We start from the raw sequence: 14398 nt of genomic DNA, 5'->3' as shown, positions 1-14398 counted from the left end.
CGCTAGCGAACACCGGTCAGCGCAGGGCGACCAGGACCCGGCGCAGCGCCGCGAGCCGTGCCGGGCGCAGTGCACCGCTCGCGACCAGGGCGTCCAGCGCACACTCCGGGTCGGCGGGCGGTCCGAGGTGTCCACAGCCGCGCGGGCAGTCCTCGACGGCGGCGGCCATGTCGTCGAACGCGGCGATGACCTCGCCGGGCGTCACGTGGGCGAGCCCGAACGACCGCACCCCCGGCGTGTCGACGACCCAGCCCCGCCCGTCGGGCAGCGGCAGGGCCAGCGCCGCCGTCGTCGTGTGCCGGCCCTTGCCGACGCCCGACACCGCCCCGACCGCGCGCTCGGCATCCGGCACCAGCGCGTTGACCAGCGTCGACTTGCCGACGCCCGAATGGCCCACGAGCGCCGAGACCTGGCCGTCGAGCAGCGCGGCCAGCTCGTCGGGCGGCTGGTCGCGCCGGGTCACGACGACCGGGAACTCCAGCTCTGCGTAGTGCGCGGAGAACGGCCCGGGATCGGCCAGGTCCGACTTGGTGAGGCACAGAACGGGCGACAGCCCGCCGGCGTAGGCGGCGACGAGGCAGCGGTCGACGAACCCGGTCCGTGGCTCGGGGTCGGCCAGCGCGGTGACGATCACCAGCTGCGCGGCGTTCGCGACCACGATCCGCTCGTAGGGGTCGGTGTCGTCGGCGGTGCGCCGCAGGACGGTGGCACGCTCCTCGACGCGGACGATGCGGGCCAGCGTGTCGACGTCGCCGGACACGTCACCCGACAGCCCGACGCGGTCGCCGACGACGATCGGCGTGCGGCCCAGCTCGCGGGCCCGCATCGCCGTCACGGGCCGCCGGGTCGCGTCGCCGTCCGGGGCGCAGGTCCAGCGGCCGCGGTCGACGCCGATGACCATCGCCTCGGTCGCGTCGGCGTGGTCGGGGCGGCGCTTGCTTCGGGGGCGTGACCCGCGCCTCCCCGGGCGCACCCGGACGTCGGACTCGTCGTACTCGCGGGGCCGGGCCGGAGTCATCGCCTCGTCATCCGACCAGCGCCGCCCAGCTGCCCGGGAAGTCGGGGAAGGTCTTGCCGGTCGCGCCGATGTCGTCGACCTCGATCCCCGGGACGACGAGCCCGACGAGCGCGCCCGCGGTCGCCATCCGGTGGTCGGCGTAGGCCCCCCACGGCCGTCCCGCGGGTGCGGTCAGCGCGGCGGGCCGGATCTCCAGGCCGTCGGGGGTCTCCTCGACGTCGCCCCCGAGCGCGGCGATCTCCGCGGCCAGCGCGGCGATGCGGTCGGTCTCGTGGCCGCGCAGGTGCGCGACGCCGCGCAGCCGCGAGGGGGTGGCGGCCAGCGCCGCGACGGCAGCGACCGTCGGGGTGAGCTCGCCGACGTCGTGCAGGTCGACGTCGACGCCGCGCAGGACGGGCGGGCCGGTGACGGTCATCCCGTCGCCCTCGGGCTCGACGATGCAGCCGAACGCGGCCAGCACGGGGAGGATCCCCACGCCGGGCTGGGTGGAGCGGTGTGGCCACCCCGCGACGGTGACCCGGCCCCCGGTGACCGCGGCCGCCGCGAGGAACACCGACGCGTTCGACAGGTCGGGCTCCACCGTCCAGTCGCGGGCCGCGATCGGGCCCGGGGAGACCCGCCAGGTGTTCGCCTCGGAGTCGTCGACGTCGACCCCCGCCTCGCGCAGCATCGCGACCGTCATGTCGATGTGCGGCAGCGACGGCACGGGCCTGCCGTCGTGGTGGACGGTGACCCCCTTGTCGAACCGGGCCGCCGAGAGCAGCAGCCCCGACACGAACTGCGACGACGCCGACGCGTCGATCGTCACCACCCCGCCGGGCAGTGACCCGGAGCCCCGCAACGTGAACGGCAGCGCGTCGCCGTCGATCTCGGCGCCGAGGGCACGCAACGCGTCGAGCACCGTCCCCATCGGACGTTCCCGGGCCCGCGGGTCGCCGTCGAAGCGGACCTCGCCGTCGGCCAGCGCCGCCGCGGGCGGGACGAACCGCATCACGGTCCCCGCGAGCCCGCAGTCGACGTCGCCACCCGTGAGCCCCGCGTGTCGCTCGACGACCACGCGCTCGCCCTCGACCGAGACGGGCACCCCCATGGCGCGCAACGCATCCACCATCAACGCGGTGTCGCGCGTCGCGGGCGCACCCGACACCGACGCCGGGCCGCCGGACAGCGCGGCGAGCAGGATCGCGCGGTTGGTCACGGACTTCGAACCGGGCACCGTGACGCGCCCGCGGACGGGACGGGTGGCGTGCGGGGCGGACCAGGGGCTGCTCACGCGCCCCATGGTTTCACGCGCGCCGTGGAACGATGGGCACCATGTGCGGCCGCTACTCCTCCACCAAGGCTCCCGCCGACCTCGCCGACGAGTTCCGGGCCGTCGACGCGACCGAGGACGACGTCGCGCCCGACTTCAACGTGGCCCCGACCAAGCAGGTCACCACCGTCGTCGAGCGGCACCCGCGCGACGACGACGGCGAGCCGGTCCGCGACGAGACGCAGCGGACCCTGCGCCGGGTGCGCTGGGGGCTCGTCCCGTCGTGGTCCAAGGACGCGTCGGGCGGGGCGCGCATGATCAACGCCCGGTCGGAGACCGCCGCGGACAAGCCCGCGTTCCGCAGGGCCCTGTCGTCGCGCCGCTGCCTGCTGCCCGCCGACGGCTGGTACGAGTGGCAGCGCCGCGACACCGACACCGGGAAGACGAAGCAGCCCTACTTCACCAGCTACCGCGACGGCTCCTCGATCGCGATGGCCGGCATCTGGGAGTACTGGAAGCCCAAGGACGCCGCGCTGCTCGAGGAGTACCCGGACGGTCTGGTCACCGTGGCCGTGCTGACGACGGAGGCCGTCGGCCCGCTCGCCGACATCCACGATCGGATGCCGCTCGTCCTCGCCCCCGACGCCTGGGACGCCTGGCTGAACCCGGACACCGACGCGAAGGACGAGTCCGTCGCCCGGCTGCTCGCCCCGCCGTCGGCCGCGCTCGTCGACCGCATGGAGCTGCGGCCCGTCTCGAACCGGGTGAACAACGTGCGCAACAACGGCCCCGAGCTGCTCGAGGCGCTGCGTCCGGACGAGGTCGACGAGGCCCTGCAGCTCGACCTGCTCAACTCCGGCCGGAACCCGGAATGACCGCACTCGCGGAGGCGACCGAGATCCGCGAGGTCGCGACGCCGCACGGGCCCGCCCGCGTCCACCTGCATCCCGCGCCGGGCGACGTCCGCGGAGTGCTGCTGGTCGGGCACGGCGCGGGCGGTGGCGTCGGGGCGCCCGACATCGTCGCGGCGGCCGGCGTCGCCAACGCGGCGGGCCTGCACGTCGGGCTCGTCGAGCAGCCCTACCGGGTCGCGGGCCGGCGCGCACCCGCCCCCGCGGCGCAGCTCGACACGGCCTGGACCGCCGTCTGCGCGGCCGTCAGCGGCTTCGGGGCCGGCTGGGACGCGGCACCGTTGCTCGTCGGCGGTCGCAGCTCGGGGGCGCGCGTCGCCTGCCGGACGGCCGCCGCCACCGGTGCCGCCGGGGTCCTCTGCCTGGCGTTCCCGCTGCACCCGCCGGGCAGGCCGGAGAAGACACGGGCCGGGGAGATCGACGCGGTCACCGTCCCGGTGCTCGTCGTCCAGGGCGAGCGCGACCCGTTCGGCCGGCCGGGGCCGGCGCCGGGCCGCGAGGTCGTCGTCATCAGGGGCGACCACTCGCTGAAGTCCGACGTGAGCGGCCTGCGGACCGCCGTCGGGACCTGGCTCGACGCGCGGCTGCGCCGCTAGGGTCGCTGCACTGCGACGAGGCGGCCGGGGCGAGGGGGAGCCATGCTGATCACGACGATGAACGACGTCCCGGGGCGGACGGTCCAGCAGGTGCACGGCGAGGTGTTCGGCCTGACGGTCCGGTCGCGCCACGTCGGCTCGCAGCTCGGTGCGGCGCTCAAGTCGCTGGCCGGGGGCGAGCTGAAGGGCATGACGAAGAACCTCGAGGAGAGCCGGCAGGAGGCCATCGCGCGGCTCACCGCCGCGGCCGAGGCGCTGGGCGCCAACGCCGTCGTCGCGATGCGGTTCGACACCACCGAGATGGGCGACACCTGGACCGAGGTCTGCGCCTACGGGACGGCCTGCACCGTCGGCTGAGGCCGGTCGGCTCGGGACGCGCCCGGGCGGCGGTCGGCTCAGGACGCCGCGATCGGGGCGACGGTCGCGCCGGCGGCGCGGGCGAGGTCGGCAGGAGCCAGCTCGATCTCCAGCCCGCGCCTGCCGCCGCTGCAGAAGACCGTCTCGAACCGGTCGGCCGACGCGTCGAGCACGGTGCGCAACCGCTTGCGCTGGCCCAGCGGGGAGATGCCGCCCGCGACATAGCCGGTCGCGCGCTCGGCGTCGGCGACCTCGGCCATCTTCGCCCGCTTGCCACCGACCGCCGCCGCGAGTGCCTTCAGGTCCAGGCTCCCGGCCACCGGGACGATGCCGACGGTGAGGACGCCGTCGACCTCGGCGACCAGCGTCTTGAACACCCGCGCCGGCTCGACGCCCATCGCCTCCGCGGCCTCGGTGCCGTACGCCTGCCCGTCGCTGTGGACGTAGGTGTGCACGGTGTGTGCGATCCGCTGCCTGCCCAGCAGCGCCGTCGCTGGTGTTCCCTTTCCGGCCACGCGCGGAAGCGTAAGCGGCGTCGCAGTGGGAATCCGAAGGACCCGGGCCGCGTTCGCACAGGCGTGACGCACGCAGTGATGGATCCTCCGGCCCGGGGGAGGGGCGTACCCTTCCCGGCAGACCTGGTCGCGGCAGACGTGACCGGGCCCGACGTGTTGACGGGGGTGCTGAGCCCCCTCGAGAGGAGCGCGGTGCCCGCCACCCCGGCGTCATCGGAACCGTCTGCGGCGACGGAGCCGGTCACGGACGACGCGAGCACCTCGGCAGAGCGTGCCCCGGTCGACGAGACCACCGAGGAGCGCGCGGCGCGCTTCGAACGCGACGCGATGCCGCTGCTCGACCAGCTCTACGGCGCGGCGCTGCGGATGACGCGCAACCCGGCCGACGCCGAGGACCTGGTGCAGGAGACGTTCCTGAAGGCCTACTCGGCCTTCCACACGTTCCGCCAGGGCACGAACCTCAAGGCGTGGCTCTACCGGATCCTCACCAACACCTACATCAACGGCTACCGCAAGCGGCAGCGCCAGCCGCAGCAGTCGCCCACCGAGGAGATCACCGACTGGCAGCTCGCGCAGGCGGGCGAGCACAGCTCGACGGGTCTGCGGTCGGCCGAGGTCGAGGCCATGGACAATCTGCCCGACGACGACGTCAAGGCGGCCCTGCAGGCACTCCCGGAGGACTTCCGGATGGCCGTCTACCTCGCCGACGTCGAGGGCTTCGCGTACAAGGAGATCGCGGAGATCATGGGGACTCCGATCGGCACGGTGATGTCGCGGCTGCACCGCGGCCGCCGGCAGCTGCGTGACATGTTGACCGACACCGCGCGCGAGCGTGGTTTCGTCCGCGGCGAGCAGCAGGAGGCGAGCCGATGAACTGCGGTGGTTCCCACGAGACCGACTGCTCGGAGGTACTCGCGGAGGTCTGGCTGTTCCTCGACCACGAGTGCGACGCGCAGCGGCGGGCGCTGCTGGCCCAGCACCTGGACGAGTGCGCGCCCTGCCTCGCGGAGTACGGCATCGACGAGAAGCTGAAGGCGCTGCTGGCCAGCAAGTGCGGCGGCGAGCACGCGCCCGACGGGCTGCGCGAGCGGCTGCGCACGCAGATCCGGCACGCGGTACTCGAGCAGGCCCAGGTGACCGTCGAGAAGGGTCCGTCGGGCACGACGGTCGAGGTCCGCGCGACCCGGTTCGAGCGGGTCGAACGCCGGGGCTGATCGCCGCACCCCGCACACGACGCGAGAGCCGGTCCCCCGCAGTGGGGGACCGGCTCTCCGCGTTCGGGCCGGCGCGTCAGGTGTTGGGACGCTTGCCGTGGTTGGCGCCGCTCTTCTTGCGGTCGCGCTTCTTGCGAGCACGCTTCGACATGGATCCTCCTCACACCATCTCGTCGTGAACTGGGCCCAGTCTTTCACGTGGTTGGATGGGCCTTGCCCGGGTGGGGGCTGGTCGGACGAGACGGGACGGTGACGGGTGTCGACGCTGAGTGAGCTGCTCGCGGCGCACACGCAGCTGCCCGGTGAGGCGGTCGATCACCTGCAGCGCGTCGTCGCCGAGTGGCAGCTGCTCGCCGACATGTCGTTCGCCGACTTCCTGCTCTGGATCCCGCTGCCCGACGGCGACCACGCGCTGGCCGGCGGCGCGACCGAGTTCCTGTGCGTCGCGCAGGCCCGCCCCGACACCGCGCCCACGGCGCATCCCGAGGACATGGTCGGCGCCCGGGTGACCGCGGCCGACAACCCGCAGCTGCGCCGCGCGGTCGTCGAGGGCCGGATCTGCCGCGAGGAGGATCCGCGCTGGCACCTCGAGGTGCCCGTCCGTCGGGAGACGATCCCCGTGCGGCACAACGGACGCGTCCTTGCCGTGCTCTCCCGCGACACGAACCTGGCGATGCCGCGGGTGCCCAGCCCGCTGGAGATCGCCTATCTGGGCAGCGCGTCGGACCTCTGCCAGATGATCGCCGACGGCACGTTCCCGCCCGCGGCGAGCGTCGCGGGGGCCGACACCAGCCCGCGCGCGGGCGACGGGCTCATCCGCCTCGACTCGCGCGGCCTCGTCGCCTACGCCAGCCCCAACGCGCTGTCGGCCTACCACCGCATGGGTCACGCCAGCGACCTCATCGGGCTGCCCCTCGCCGACGCCACCCGCAAGCTCGTCCGGGACCCGTTCGACGCGGCGGAGGTGGCGGCGCGCATCGAGTCCGCGCTGTCGGGCCGTTCGTCGTTGCGGCTGGAGATCCGGGCCCGGGGTGCGGTCATGCTGGTCCGCGCACTGCCGCTGCGCCCCCGTGGCGACGCGGCCGGCGCGCTGGTGCTGGTGCGCGACGTGACCGACCTGCGCCGGCGGGACCTCGCGCTGCTCAGCAAGGACGCGACGATCAGGGAGATCCACCACCGCGTCAAGAACAACCTGCAGACGGTCGCGGCCCTGCTGCGCCTGCAGGCGCGCCGGACGTCGATCCCCGAGGCCAAGCTCGCGCTGGCCGAGAGCGTGCGGCGGGTCAGCTCGATCGCGCTCGTGCACGAGGCGCTGGCCTACTCGGTGGCCGAGCAGGTCGACCTCGACCAGCTGATCGACACCGTGCTGCCGATGATCGGCGACGGCGCGACGGCCGACGTGCGGGCCAAGGTCCGCCGTGAGGGCAGTTTCGGGACCCACCCCGCCGCGATGGCCACGCCGCTGGTGCTCGTCGTGACCGAGCTGGTGCACAACGCGCTGCGGCACGCGTTCGCGTCGGACCAGGCCGGTGAGGTGGTCGTGTCGGCCCGGCGGTCAGCCGGCCGGCTCGTCGTCGCCATCGCCGACGACGGGCGCGGCCTGCCCGACGGTTTCGACCCCGACGGTGCCAACGGTCTCGGCCTGCAGATCGTGCGCACGCTGCTGCACTCGGAGCTGGACTCGTCGTTGCAGCTCAGGCCGCGTGCGGGCGGCGGTACGGAGGCCGTCATCGAGCTCCCGTTGGTGGGGAGATAGCCTGACGGTGTGATCCCAGGTACCGGTGCCGTGGTCGCGCTGGTTCCGTTGCCCGGGATCGCCCCGCACCTGGAGCGCTCCCGTGAGGTGAGCGCCCGGTGAACGAACCGCGGGCCCGAAGCCGGTGGCGTCCGGCGTTCGGGCCCGCGGTCAGGGAGCGCGATGCTCGATCTACTTCTCGTTCGTGCTTCTCGGTGCCTCGAAGACTCGCTCCGAGGACGCCGGGCCTGGGACTGTCAGGCCGTACGAGCGCGGGTGCGAGCGTTGCGGCGCTTGAGCGCACGACGCTCGTCCTCGCTCATGCCGCCCCACACGCCCGCGTCCTGCCCGCTCTCGAGGGCCCACTCGAGGCACTCGGTGACGGCGGGGCAGCGACGGCAGACGGTCTTGGCCTCGGCGATCTGCAGCAGCGCGGGCCCGCTGGTCCCCACAGGGAAGAACAGCTCCGGGTCCTCGTCGCGGCATACAGCGCGGTGACGCCAATCCATGGTTCTTCTGCTCCTCGTAATGCGCGATCGGGGTCGCGCCGATCGTCTGTCACGGTGTTTCCGCGCTTGTGAAGGATTTCACGAGCGCGGCGGGTCTTCAAGGGCTCAGGTCCGCCCGGGTGAGCATCCTCACCCACTCATCCCAACGATGACCACCGGTTTCGGTTACCGGCTGCCGTTCCGTCACGAAGAGCGACAAACCCTTGCCCGGTTCGCTGCTTCCGGGTACCCCGTCCGCAACGATCCATGTCCGCGGGGGGTTCCCGCGTTGGTGCCGTGGTGCTCATCTAGATTGAAGGACTGTTTCCCCTGGTGCGAGACCCGTGCGGCTCGACGGTCCACGCCGAGCGGTGAATGGCCCCGCATGGTCACTCTGTCGCGTGACGGCGCCGTTCGGCTACGACGAGCAGCGCTTCTCACACGACGACGCGCAACGCCCGGGGTACCGCCCGGAATTCCATCTCGGTGCGGGCGCCGATGTGATCCCCGTCGATCTGCAGCGCCAACGGCCGGTCCGACCGCACGCGCACCCAGGCCACGGCGTCCTGACGGGCGACGTGCCGGCCCCGCGGGTCGCCGTCGGGGCGCAGCGCCTGGCGCAGCACGCCCGCGATCGTCGGCACGCCGAGGTCCTTGAGCGCGAACAGGGCGAGCCCGTCGGTGAACGACGCGCCCGGGTTGAGCCGCACGGCGCGGCCGTCGAGGTAGGTCCACGGGTCGGTGTTGCTGACGAACGCCAGGCGCACGCCCTCCAGCGGTGCCGCGTCGGGTATCTCGACCGTCATGGCCGGCGGGCGCCTGCGCTGGCGCACGTACTCCCGCAGGGCCGTGCGCGCGTAGCGCATCGGTGTGGCCTCCAGGCCCTGCGCGCGGGCGCGCTCGACGGCCGCCACGACCTCCGCGTCGAGCCCGAGGCCGGCGTTGAAGGTGAACCAGCGGTCGGCGGCCCGCCCGAGCCCGACGAGCCGGCTGCGCTGTTCCTCCAGCGCCTGCAGGATGTGGCCGGTGGCCTCGACCGCGTCGCGCGGCATCCCGAGGGAGCGGGCGAAGACGTTGGCCGACCCGCCCGGCACGACGGCCAGCGCCGGCACCGAGTCGGGATCGCGCGTGGGCCCGCGGCCCAGCAGCCCGTTGACGACCTCGTTGACCGTGCCGTCACCGCCCAGCGCCACGACCAGATCCACCCCGTCCTCCACGGCCTGGGCGGTGGCCTCGGCGGCGTGGCCGCGGTAGTCGGTGAGCAGGACGTCGAGCTTGAGCTCGCTCGCGAGCGCGTGGAACAGCACGTCACGTCCGGCCGGAGTGGTCGACGTGGCCTGCGGGTTCACCACGAGCAGCGCGCGCACCGCCCCGAGGATAGTCGGGCCTATCCTGCTCCGGTGACGTCCGAGCCCGACCCCACCCGCGCGCCCGACGAGCGCCCGCGGCCACGGACCCCGCCGCAGATCCGGGTGGCGGGCGTGGTCGTGGCGCTGCAGGGCCTGGTCGGGATCGTGTTCGGGATCGTGCTGCTCGTGCGCGGGCTCGGCATCGGCGACGGCATCCGCTACGTCCTGGGTGAGACGGGTTACTTCGTCCTGATCGGGGCGGCGCTCGTCGTCGTCGGGATCGGGCTGCTGCGGGGGAAGCGCTGGTCGCGCTCCCCGGCGATCGTGGCCGAGCTGCTGCTGATCCCCGTCGTCTACTCGCTGCTGGGCCCGTCCAGGCAGATCGTGTGGGGGATCATCGTCGGGGTCGTGGTCATCGCGACGTTCCTGCTGCTGATCAGCGAGCGGTCCCGGCTGTGGGCGCTGGACCTGCACGACCGCTCGACCCGCTGAGCGCGCTCAGCGCGGCCAGCGCGCTGCCGTCGAGCCGGAAGTTCGTCCACTCGTCGAGCCCGACGGCGCCCAGCGCCTCGTAGAACCCGATCGACGGGGTGTTCCAGTCGAGCACCGACCACTCCAGCCGGGCGAACCCTCGTGCGGTGCACTCGGCGGCCAGCGCGGCCAGCAGTGCGGTGCCCAGACCGGCGCCGCGGTGGGCGGGGCGGACGTAGAGGTCCTCGAGATGGATGCCGTGCACGCCCTCCCACGTCGAGAACGTGAGGAACCACAGCGCGCACCCGACGACCTCGCCGTCGACCTCGGCCACGTGCCCGAAGACCGCGGGCTCCGGGCAGAACAATGCGTCCGTCAGCAGGCCCGGGGTCAGGTGGCAGGACTCGGGTGCGCGCTCGTAGTCGGCCAGCTCGTGGACGAGCCCGACGACGGCGTCGACGTCGCCCGGCTCGATGCGGCGGACCCGGGGATCGGTGGTCGTCACCCCGGGCACGGTAGTCCGGCGGCAGATGGGTGATCACCGCAGAGCAAGATGGGCGAAACCTGTGAGCCGTACGGCGCAACCCCGGGGGCTCGCGGCTCGTCTACAGGACGGGCGAAGCGAAAGGGGTCTCGTGTTGGGACGGCACTCGAAGGCGACCGGACGGCGGTCGCGCCGGATCACGGCGCTCACCGTCGGTGCGGGTGTCGGGCTCGGGACGCTGCTGCTCGGCCCGGCGGCGCAGGCCGCGCCGGCGCCGGCCGGCCCCGGCGCGGGCACGAGCGCCGCTCCCGCGGGCGGCGACCCGGCGCTGGTCGCCGGCACGCCCTGCACGGTCACCGCAAAGGCCTGTGTCGACCTCGCGACGCGCCAGTCCTGGCTGATCGCCGACGGCAAGATCCTCGGCGGCCCGGTGCCGATCATGCCCGGCGCGCCCGACCAGCCGACGCCCGTCGGGACGTTCACGGTCCAGTGGAAGGACCCGCACCACGTCAACGCGCAGGGCCAGCCGATGCCGTACTCGACGTTCTTCGCCGACGGCGGCGTCGCCTTCCACGAGGGCAGCCTGCAGCGCTACTCCGAGGGCTGCGTGCACCTCTCGCACGACGACGCCGTGCACTACTACGACGTCCTGCAGGTCGGCGACGAGGTCCAGGTCCACTGACGCGGGCGCGGACACTCAGCCCGCGACGGCAGGCGTCACGTTGACCGCCGCGAGCTGGGCGGCCTCGCGCTCGAAGCCGAGGACCGACCACGCGGCCGGATCCATCGCGATGTTCTGGCCGCCCGCGGCGGGCAGACCGATCCAGCGGGCCATCAGTACCCGGCTGAACTGGCCGTGGCCGACCAGGACGACGTCGCCCGCGTCCAGGTGGTCGCGCGCCTCGGCGAGTATCGAGTCGGCACGTGAGGTGACCTGCTCGGCCGTCTCGCCCCCGGGCGTCGGATGCGTCCACACCGTCCAGCCGGGGACGGTCTCGCGGATCGTCGGCGTCGTGACGCCCTCGTAGTCGCCGTAGTCCCACTCGGCGAGCCGCTCGTCGATCCGGTCGATCCGCAGCCCGGCCAGCTCGGCGGTGTCGCGGGCACGCACCCGCGGGCTCGCGATCACCAGCGCGGGCGGGTCGGTCGTCCCGCGCAGCCGGGGCAGCACGCTGCCCGCTGCCGCCGCCCGTTCCCGGCCGCGCGTGGTCAGCTCGATGTCGGTGCGCCCGGTGTGCCGGCCCGACTGCGACCATTCCGTCTCCCCGTGGCGCAGCAGGTAGACCCGGCCGGTGCTCGTCCCCACGCGCGGCAGCGTATGCGGTGCGGGTGCTCAGCCGCGACGTCGCGCGCGCAGGATCGTGTCGTGCAGCGTCCACTCGCGACCGTCGGCGTCGGTCCATCGGCGCGGTCGTGCCGCCGACGTGACGATCGTCCACTCGCGAGGGTCGAGGACCGCCGCGACGTCGTCGGCGGTGAAGAACAGCTCCCGCACGGGCGGGCGGGGGACACCGTTGTCGAGGTCGAGCGGATGGTGCGCGACGACGAGCAACGTCCCGCCGGGTGCCGTCGCGGCCGCGAGCCGGCGGTGCAGGTCGTCGCGCATCCCGGGCGGCAGGTGCACGAAATGGGCACTGACGAGGTCGAACGTGCCGGGCACCGGCTCCCGGGTCGCGTCGAGGTGCAGCCACCTCGTGCGGCCGGTGAGGCCGGCCTCGCGGGCGTGAGCCTCGGCCCGCTCCAGCGCGACCCGGGAGATCTCGACGCCCGTCACCGTCCAGCCGCGTCCGGCCAGCCAGGCGACGTCGGCGCCCTCACCGCAGCCGACGTCGAGCGCGGTGCCGGGGGTGAGCCCGCTCGTCTCGTCGACGAGCTGGGGGTTGGGCCGTCCGCTCCAGACCGACGGCGCGGCCCGGTACCGGCCGTCCCAGAACGTCTCGTCGAAGACGACGTCGGCGAGGTCGGGGACCTCGCGGATGTCGCGGTGGTCGGCGTGCGTCTCGTTCACGACCCGACCGTCGCGCGAGCCGGGTGCGGACGGCAAGCGTCCGTGCCGGAACGGCAAACTCAGTGCTTGCGGACGACGCGCTCCGCCCCGCCGGCCCGCCACGTCGTGATGTCGAGATGACCCTCGCCGACCCACACCGATGCGGCCCCGACGACGTCGGCACGGAAGAAGTAGGGGAACGCCCTGCCCCGCAGGTCGAGGCCGGTACGGGCGTAGAGGTCGGCGGCATACCGTTGGTGCAGGTCCGGGTCGGTGACGTCCTCGACGGTGCCCCAGATCTTCGCGTCGCCGTCGGACACCTGCGTGTCGACCGTCGCGGTGTGCAGGGAGTACCGCGGATCCGCGAGCAGGTCGCGGAACTTGGCCGTCCCCGGCATCCCGCCGATCCACAGCTCGCCCTCGAAGAACTGCGGCTCCATCGGGCTGATCCGGGGGAAGCCGTCGGGCCGCAGCGTGGCGAGCATGCAGAGCGCGCCCGTGGCGGCGTGACGTCGGCCGAACACCTCGGCGATGCGCGGCGCCACGGCCGCCAACTCGGTCCAGGAGGCCATGCGGGCACGGTAGTGGCGTACGTCATAGCGGGAGGTCGATGCCGGTCCCGGTCGTGCCGGTCGGCGCGCCCCGCCGCCCGGCGAGGTGGGTCAGTGCACCTGCGCCCGCGCACGGTCCAGGACGTCCTCGGGGACCACGCCGCCGGCCAGCGGCGCCCAGAAGTCGTCGGCAGGGCGTGCCTCGACGGTGACCTCCTCGTCGCTCGGGGCCCGGAACCCGACGCGGAACGAATGCAGGTACGTCCGCGCCTCGGGCGGATCGGTCTTCCGCAGGAACAGCGGATCGCCGACGATCGCGTGCCCCACCCAGGCCAGGTGCACGCGGATCTGGTGCTTGCGGCCCGTCACCGGGTCGGCCCGGACGACGACCGTGTCGCCGTCGTCGTGGATCGCACTGCACTCCGTGCGCGACGGGAAGTGCTTGCGCGCGTGCTCGTCCTCGGGCCGGACGTGCCAGCGGGAGTCGTCGAGCCGGATGTGCTCGCGGTCGGCCGCCACCCGGATCCGGCCGCTGCCGGCGGTCATCAGGGGCAGGTCGATCGTCGCGCGCGTGGGGAAGCCGCCGGGGCGGCAGATCGCCAGGTACGACTTCGCGACGGTCCGTTGCTGGAACTGCCGCGTCAGCGCGCCGTGGGCCTCCTTCGACTTCGCCAGCAGCACCGCGCCGGAGGTCACCTTGTCGATCCGGTTGACCCAGCGCAGGTCCTCGCCGGCGTCGGCCGCGATCGTCACGAGATCGGTGTCGTGCCGCTCGCCCATGACCGAAAGCCCGGGCGGCTTGTCGACGACCAGGCACGACTCGTCCTCCCACAGGACGATCGCGCTCCGCAGCTCGGACCACGACGGCACCGGAGGACGGTAGCCGACGCCGGGACCCCGCCGGGACGCGCGTGAGCGTCGCCGGTTCCTGCGCCCCGGGGTCGATGCGCCCGGGCGAGGCGGGTCTGCGTCGGCGTGATGATGGCTCGTGGCTCGCTCGTCTCCCCGGTCGCGGCCGACGAGCCGCTCCCGGAGGCTGCTCGCCGCCGATATCCCGGGCGACCGTGCCCGACCGGGGCGCCGTCACCGGGTGCTGCCCGCCCTACGGGCCGATCGGCAGCCGGCGGGCCCGGGGAGGGCTTTCCGAGCGGAGGCGGAGCGGCCCGCCGCCGCCGGGGCCGTGATCGTGGTTCTCGGGACATGGGCGCCGTGTGGCGCGTTGATGTCCCTTTGTCCGCGATCACGCGGCGAGGGCGGGGTCGATGGCGGCCTGGGCGGCTCGTGATCACGGTCTGAGGGACACGGGCGCTCTGGGGCGCGGCCATGTCCCGCAGTCGGTGATCACCGCGGAGCGACACGGGATGGGCGGGCGACGACCGAGGGCGCGGGCCTCGAGGGTCTGGCGCGCCGCGGCGGACGGACTGGACGTCAGATCGCGATTCGGGGGACATGGCCGCGCCGTGCGACGTT

19 protein-coding genes are annotated in these 14398 nt (G+C 73.8%); 8 read left to right on the top strand and 11 right to left on the bottom strand.

What is annotated here, in order from left to right:
• Positions 1-16: 16 nt before the first annotated feature.
• Both rsgA and aroA read right to left on the bottom strand, forming a co-directional pair.
• Entirely contained in the window at positions 17-1018 is a 1002-nt protein-coding gene (gene rsgA, locus PSED_RS25945) for a ribosome small subunit-dependent GTPase A (RefSeq protein ID WP_013677205.1), read from the bottom strand.
• A gap of 7 nt (positions 1019-1025) precedes the next feature.
• Positions 1026-2291 (bottom strand): 3-phosphoshikimate 1-carboxyvinyltransferase, encoded by a 1266-nt coding sequence (gene aroA / locus PSED_RS25940; protein WP_173400068.1) that lies wholly within the window; start codon positions 2289-2291, stop codon positions 1026-1028.
• A gap of 41 nt (positions 2292-2332) precedes the next feature.
• Between aroA and PSED_RS25935 the strand changes: the two genes are divergently transcribed.
• From PSED_RS25935 to PSED_RS25925, 3 genes are read left to right on the top strand one after another with little or no spacing between them, the layout of a single operon-like run.
• Complete coding sequence (locus PSED_RS25935) at positions 2333-3145, top strand: SOS response-associated peptidase (RefSeq protein ID WP_013677203.1); 813 nt, start codon at positions 2333-2335, stop codon at positions 3143-3145.
• On the top strand, positions 3142-3777 hold the full coding sequence (locus tag PSED_RS25930) for an alpha/beta hydrolase family protein (protein WP_013677202.1): 636 nt from the start codon (positions 3142-3144) through the stop codon (positions 3775-3777). Before PSED_RS25935 ends, PSED_RS25930 begins: the two co-directional genes overlap by 4 nt.
• A gap of 42 nt (positions 3778-3819) precedes the next feature.
• Positions 3820-4134 carry a YbjQ family protein gene (locus tag PSED_RS25925; protein ID WP_013677201.1) on the top strand — a complete coding sequence of 105 codons (315 nt, stop codon included), beginning with the start codon at positions 3820-3822 and terminating at the stop codon, positions 4132-4134.
• Positions 4135-4172: 38 nt separating this feature from the next.
• On the opposite strand, the gene ybaK is transcribed toward PSED_RS25925, so the two are convergent.
• Positions 4173-4649, bottom strand: a complete 477-nt coding sequence (ybaK, locus tag PSED_RS25920) for a Cys-tRNA(Pro) deacylase (RefSeq protein WP_041760012.1) — start codon at positions 4647-4649, stop codon at positions 4173-4175.
• A gap of 192 nt (positions 4650-4841) precedes the next feature.
• Here ybaK and PSED_RS25915 point away from each other — a divergent pair, with 192 nt between their 5' ends.
• Positions 4842-5522 (top strand): sigma-70 family RNA polymerase sigma factor, encoded by a 681-nt coding sequence (locus PSED_RS25915; RefSeq protein ID WP_041762412.1) that lies wholly within the window; start codon positions 4842-4844, stop codon positions 5520-5522.
• Positions 5519-5863 carry a mycothiol system anti-sigma-R factor gene (gene rsrA, locus PSED_RS25910; protein WP_013677198.1) on the top strand — a complete coding sequence of 115 codons (345 nt, stop codon included), beginning with the start codon at positions 5519-5521 and terminating at the stop codon, positions 5861-5863. The genes PSED_RS25915 and rsrA overlap by 4 nt, the downstream gene beginning before the upstream one ends.
• Before the next feature lie 76 nt (positions 5864-5939).
• On the opposite strand, the gene PSED_RS35755 is transcribed toward rsrA, so the two are convergent.
• Positions 5940-6014, bottom strand: coding sequence for a 50S ribosomal protein bL37 (locus tag PSED_RS35755; RefSeq protein ID WP_103380071.1), 75 nt, complete (start codon positions 6012-6014; stop codon positions 5940-5942).
• Between the two features lie 105 nt (positions 6015-6119).
• On the opposite strand from PSED_RS35755, the gene PSED_RS25905 reads away from it, so the two are divergent.
• Positions 6120-7619: a sensor histidine kinase gene (locus tag PSED_RS25905; protein ID WP_013677197.1), complete on the top strand. Its 1500-nt coding sequence runs from the start codon at positions 6120-6122 to the stop codon at positions 7617-7619.
• Positions 7620-7855: 236 nt separating this feature from the next.
• On the opposite strand, the gene PSED_RS25900 is transcribed toward PSED_RS25905, so the two are convergent.
• Both PSED_RS25900 and PSED_RS25895 read right to left on the bottom strand, forming a co-directional pair.
• Positions 7856-8107 carry a WhiB family transcriptional regulator gene (locus tag PSED_RS25900; RefSeq protein WP_013677196.1) on the bottom strand — a complete coding sequence of 84 codons (252 nt, stop codon included), beginning with the start codon at positions 8105-8107 and terminating at the stop codon, positions 7856-7858.
• A 416-nt stretch (positions 8108-8523) separates the two neighbouring features.
• Complete coding sequence (locus PSED_RS25895; RefSeq protein ID WP_013677195.1) at positions 8524-9453, bottom strand: diacylglycerol/lipid kinase family protein; 930 nt, start codon at positions 9451-9453, stop codon at positions 8524-8526.
• A gap of 33 nt (positions 9454-9486) precedes the next feature.
• Between PSED_RS25895 and PSED_RS25890 the strand changes: the two genes are divergently transcribed.
• Complete coding sequence (locus PSED_RS25890; RefSeq protein WP_013677194.1) at positions 9487-9927, top strand: hypothetical protein; 441 nt, start codon at positions 9487-9489, stop codon at positions 9925-9927.
• On the opposite strand, the gene PSED_RS25885 is transcribed toward PSED_RS25890, so the two are convergent.
• The gene (locus tag PSED_RS25885) at positions 9872-10420 is read right to left on the bottom strand and encodes a GNAT family N-acetyltransferase (protein WP_013677193.1); all 549 of its coding nucleotides are present in this window, start codon (positions 10418-10420) and stop codon (positions 9872-9874) included. The two genes, PSED_RS25890 and PSED_RS25885, sit on opposite strands and share 56 nt — an antisense overlap.
• Positions 10421-10541: 121 nt before the next feature.
• Between PSED_RS25885 and PSED_RS25880 the strand changes: the two genes are divergently transcribed.
• Complete coding sequence (locus tag PSED_RS25880; protein WP_013677192.1) at positions 10542-11072, top strand: L,D-transpeptidase; 531 nt, start codon at positions 10542-10544, stop codon at positions 11070-11072.
• A 15-nt stretch (positions 11073-11087) separates the two neighbouring features.
• Here the strand turns inward: PSED_RS25880 and PSED_RS25875 are convergent, their stop codons facing one another.
• From PSED_RS25875 to PSED_RS25860, 4 genes are all read right to left on the bottom strand, one after another.
• Positions 11088-11696, bottom strand: a complete 609-nt coding sequence (locus PSED_RS25875; protein WP_013677191.1) for an acid phosphatase — start codon at positions 11694-11696, stop codon at positions 11088-11090.
• Between the two features lie 27 nt (positions 11697-11723).
• A complete protein-coding gene (locus tag PSED_RS25870) occupies positions 11724-12398 on the bottom strand; it encodes an SAM-dependent methyltransferase (protein ID WP_013677190.1) in 675 nt (224 codons plus the stop codon).
• A gap of 59 nt (positions 12399-12457) precedes the next feature.
• Positions 12458-12949: a pyridoxamine 5'-phosphate oxidase family protein gene (locus tag PSED_RS25865; protein ID WP_013677189.1), complete on the bottom strand. Its 492-nt coding sequence runs from the start codon at positions 12947-12949 to the stop codon at positions 12458-12460.
• A gap of 90 nt (positions 12950-13039) precedes the next feature.
• Entirely contained in the window at positions 13040-13798 is a 759-nt protein-coding gene (locus PSED_RS25860; RefSeq protein ID WP_013677188.1) for an RluA family pseudouridine synthase, read from the bottom strand.
• Between the last annotated feature and the right edge of the window lie 600 nt (positions 13799-14398).

Source organism: Pseudonocardia benzenivorans CB1190 (assembly GCF_000196675.2).
In the GTDB taxonomy this organism is placed as follows: Bacteria; Actinomycetota; Actinomycetes; order Mycobacteriales; family Pseudonocardiaceae; genus Pseudonocardia; species Pseudonocardia benzenivorans.
Note: the sequence above shows the minus strand (reverse complement) of the source record. Positions and strands in the feature narration are given on the sequence as shown.